Consider the following 3,433-nt stretch of genomic DNA (forward strand, 5'->3'; position numbering starts at 1 on the left):
CGCGCACGCGGGGCGCCGTCGCGCCGCTTCGCGGCCGGGTACGGGGGCCGGCCTCCGCGGCGTGCGCCGCTATGGCCTCCCGGTAGCGCTCCGCGGTCAGTTTCGCCGCCTGCGCCCAGGTGAAGCGGGCCAGCACCCGCGCGCGCCCCGCCGCGCCGAGGCGGTCGCGCAGCGGGGCGTCGGACAGCAGCCGGGTGAGGGCGGCGGCCAGCGCGCCCGCGTCCCCCGGCGGCACCGCCAGGGACGTCTCGCCGTCGGGCCCGGCGACCTCCGGGATCGCGCCGCCGGTCGTGGCGACCAGCGGCGTGCCCGTGGCCATCGCCTCGGCGGCGGGCAGCGAGAAGCCCTCGTACAGCGAGGGCACGCAGGCGACCTGCGCGCTGCGCAGCAGGCCGACCAGCTCCTCGTCGCTGATGCCGGTGACGAACCTGATCGCGCTGCCCAGCCCGAAGCGCTCGACGGCCTGCGCGACCGGCCCGTCCTCCGCGCGCTTGCCGACCACCACGACGTGCGCGTCCGGCTGTTCCGTACGGATCTTCGCCAGCGCCTCGACGAGGTGGACCAGCCCCTTCAGCGGCACGTCGGCGCTGGCCGTGGTGACGATCCGGCCGGGCACCCGCGGCACCGCGGGGTCGGGGCCGAACAGCGCGGTGTCCGCACCGATCGGCACCACGTGGACGCGCTCCGGGCGCACGCCGAGCTGCTCGGTGATCTGCGCCCGGGACGAGCCGGAGACGGTCAGCACGCTCGGCAGTCGGCGGGCGACGCGGCGCTGCATGCGCGTGAACCCGTACCAGCGGCGCACCGAGTAGCGCCGCCGCCGGCCGGGCGCGGCGGCCAGCTCCAGTTCCCGGTCGACGGTGACCGGGTGGTGCACGGTGGTCACGAGCGGGGCGCCGAGGGAGCGGGCGCCGCCGAGGAGGCCGTAGCCGAGGGTCTGGTTGTCGTGCACGACGTCGAAGTCGCCGCGCCGGGCGGCCAGGTGGCGGCGGGCGCGGAGGCTGAAGGTGAGCGGCTCCGGGAAGCCGCCGGTCCACATGGTGGCGACCTCGACCAGGTCGATCCAGTCGCGGTACTCGCCGCGGGCGGGGGTGCGGAAGGGGTCGGGCTGGCGGTAGAGGTCGAGGCTGGGCAGCTCCGTCAGGGTGACGCCGGCGTCGAGCACGGGGTAGGGCTGGGCGCCGATCACCTCGACCCGGTGGCCGAGGCGGGCCAGCTCGCGCGAGAGGTGGCGGACGTAGACGCCCTGTCCGCCGCAGTAGGGGTTGCCCTTGTAACTGAGCAGGGCGATGCGCAGTGGCACCTCGGCGGTCACGTACGGCCCCCTTCTCACTGCAGTTTCGCCGGAGCGTAACCGCTCGCGCTAATCTAGAACAAGTTTCAGGCAGACGTTCGGCGGCTTCGAATCTACCGGTTGGTAGCGAGACCTGCCCGCCGGCGCTGCCGTCGGGGGAAGCACGGCACAGATCGGGACACATGACGACAACATCGAGGGCCGGCGTCCCGGGCGTCCCGGGCGGGTCCGGCCGCGGGCCGGGCCGGGCGCAGCTCACCGAGCGGCAGGAGGCGCGCCGCCGCGGCATCCTGCGGGCGACCGCGGAGCTGGCCGGCCGCGGCGGCTTCGACGCCGTGCAGATGCGCGCGGTCGCGGAGCAGGCCGGCGTCGCGCTCGGCACGCTCTACCGGTACTTTCCCTCCAAGATCCACCTGCTCGTCGCCACCCTGCAGGACCAGCTGCGGCAGCTGCACGAGACGCTCCGCAAGCGCCCGCCGACGGCGGCGGACCCGGGCGCCCGGGTCGCGCAGACCCTGATGCGCGCCTTCCGCGCGCTGCAGCGCGAGCCGCTGCTCGCGGACGCGATGGTGCGCGCGCTGAGCTTCGCCGACCGGTCGGTGAGCCCGGAGGTCGACGTCGCCTCCCGGCTGACCACGGCGATCATTTTGGACGCGATGGGCGCCGGGAGCCGGCCGACGCCGGAGCAGCTGTCGGTGGTGCGGGTGATCGAGCACACGTGGCACTCGGCGCTGATGACCTGGCTGTCGGGGCGGGCGTCGATCGCGCAGGTGCGGATCGACATCGAGACGGTCTGCCGGCTGGTCGACGCGGCCCCGGACCGGACGCCGAAGCCGGAGCCGAAGCCCCGCTAGACACGGTCGCGGCGCGCCGCCCCCGGGGCGCGGGCGGCGGTGGGTGCACGGCGCGGAAAGCGGGCGGCGCCCGGCGGCGGCGGGCCCGTAGAGTGCGCCGGCATGAGACTTGCGTACGACCGCTACTGCGCCGAACTCGGCACGCAGACCGACCTGCTGCGCCGCACCGTACGCGGCGCCGACCCGGGGACCCGGGTGCCCACCTGCCCCGACTGGGACCTCGGCGAACTGGCCGTGCACGTCGGCGGCGCGCACCGGTGGGCGGCCGAACTCGTCCGTACCCGCGCCGCGGAGGAGATCCCCGACGAGGAGGTGCCCGGCTTCGCCGGCCCCGGGTCGCGTACGCCCGCCGCGCTCGACGGCTGGCTGGCGGAGGGCGCGCGGCTGCTCGCCGCGGAACTGCGCGCGGCGGGGCCGGACGCTGGGGTGTGGACGTGGGCGGAGGAGCAGCGGGCCGCGTTCTGGGCGCGGCGGATGGTGCACGAGACGGTCGTGCACCGGGCGGACGCCGACGGGGCGGCGGGCGTGGAGTTCGCCGTCGCGGCGGACGTGGCCGCGGACACGGTCGACGAGTGGCTGGAGATCCTTGAGTTCGCGCAGCGCGGCGGCGACGCGGACCTGGCCGCGCTGCGCGCCCCGGACGTCGCCGGCTCCGGCATCCATCTGCACGCCACCGACACGCCGCCGGAGGCCGGCGCCGAGTGGCTGGTCGCGCTGGGGGCGGAGGGGTTCACCTGGCGCCGGGCGCACGAGAAGGCCGCGGTGGCGCTGCGCGGGCCGCTGGCGGACGTGCTGCTGGTGTTCCACCGGCGGCTGCCGCCGGACAGCGACCGGGTGGAGGTGCTGGGGGACGCCGCGTTGTTGGACCGCTGGCTGGCGGCGACGGCCTGGAGCTGACGCGCCCGGACGCGCGGCCGGACTGCGGCCGGGCCCGCGGCCGGGCCGCGGGCGGAGCGGACATGCGGCGGCCCCCGCTCGTGCGTGACGGGCGGGGGCCGCCGGGGGATGTACGGCTGCGGGCGGGGCCCGTCAGGCGCCGCGCTGGATGCCGGTCGTGTCCTGCAGGACGCCGCGGCGGCCGTCCTGGGTCTGCGCGACCAGCGCGGCACCGCGCTGGTCCACCGCCAGGTACCAGTCCCCCGGGGTCAGCTCGGCGAGCTGCTTGGAGGAGCCGTCCTCGGCGAACAGCGGCCGGGCCGCCGGCACCGCGAACCAGAACGGCGCGAACGACCCGCCGGCCGGCGGCGCGGCCTGCGCCTGCTGCGGCCGGGCGCCGGCCGGGGCG

The 3,433-nt window shown here is 77.0% G+C and carries 3 protein-coding genes and 1 pseudogene; 2 read left to right on the forward strand and 2 right to left on the reverse strand.

The features are described from left to right. Nucleotides 1-1,315: glycosyltransferase family 4 protein (locus ABD317_RS34935; protein WP_344295655.1), on the reverse strand; the 1,315-nt coding region annotated here is incomplete at its 3' end. A gap of 161 nt (nucleotides 1,316-1,476) precedes the next feature. On the opposite strand from ABD317_RS34935, the gene ABD317_RS34940 reads away from it, so the two are divergent. Both ABD317_RS34940 and ABD317_RS34945 read left to right on the forward strand, forming a co-directional pair. Next, nucleotides 1,477-2,148 carry a TetR family transcriptional regulator gene (locus ABD317_RS34940; RefSeq protein ID WP_344295657.1) on the forward strand — a complete coding sequence of 224 codons (672 nt, stop codon included), beginning with the start codon at nucleotides 1,477-1,479 and terminating at the stop codon, nucleotides 2,146-2,148. Nucleotides 2,149-2,250: 102 nt separating this feature from the next. Continuing rightward, nucleotides 2,251-3,045 (forward strand): maleylpyruvate isomerase N-terminal domain-containing protein, encoded by a 795-nt coding sequence (locus ABD317_RS34945; RefSeq protein ID WP_344295659.1) that lies wholly within the window; start codon nucleotides 2,251-2,253, stop codon nucleotides 3,043-3,045. Between the two features lie 132 nt (nucleotides 3,046-3,177). Here the strand turns inward: ABD317_RS34945 and ABD317_RS34950 are convergent. Beyond that, nucleotides 3,178-3,433 (reverse strand): annotated as a pseudogene (locus ABD317_RS34950) (hypothetical protein); the annotation flags it as partial.

Source organism: Streptomyces synnematoformans (assembly GCF_039531005.1).
GTDB classification, from domain to species: Bacteria; Actinomycetota; Actinomycetes; order Streptomycetales; family Streptomycetaceae; genus Streptomyces; species Streptomyces synnematoformans.

Excerpts from the sequence above, each read along its gene's own strand:
- ABD317_RS34940 (WP_344295657.1), top strand. The coding sequence starts at position 1,477 with ATGACGACAACATCGAGGGCCGGCGTCCCGGGCGTCCCGGGCGGGTCC.
- ABD317_RS34945 (WP_344295659.1), top strand. The coding sequence starts at position 2,251 with ATGAGACTTGCGTACGACCGCTACTGCGCCGAACTCGGCACGCAGACC.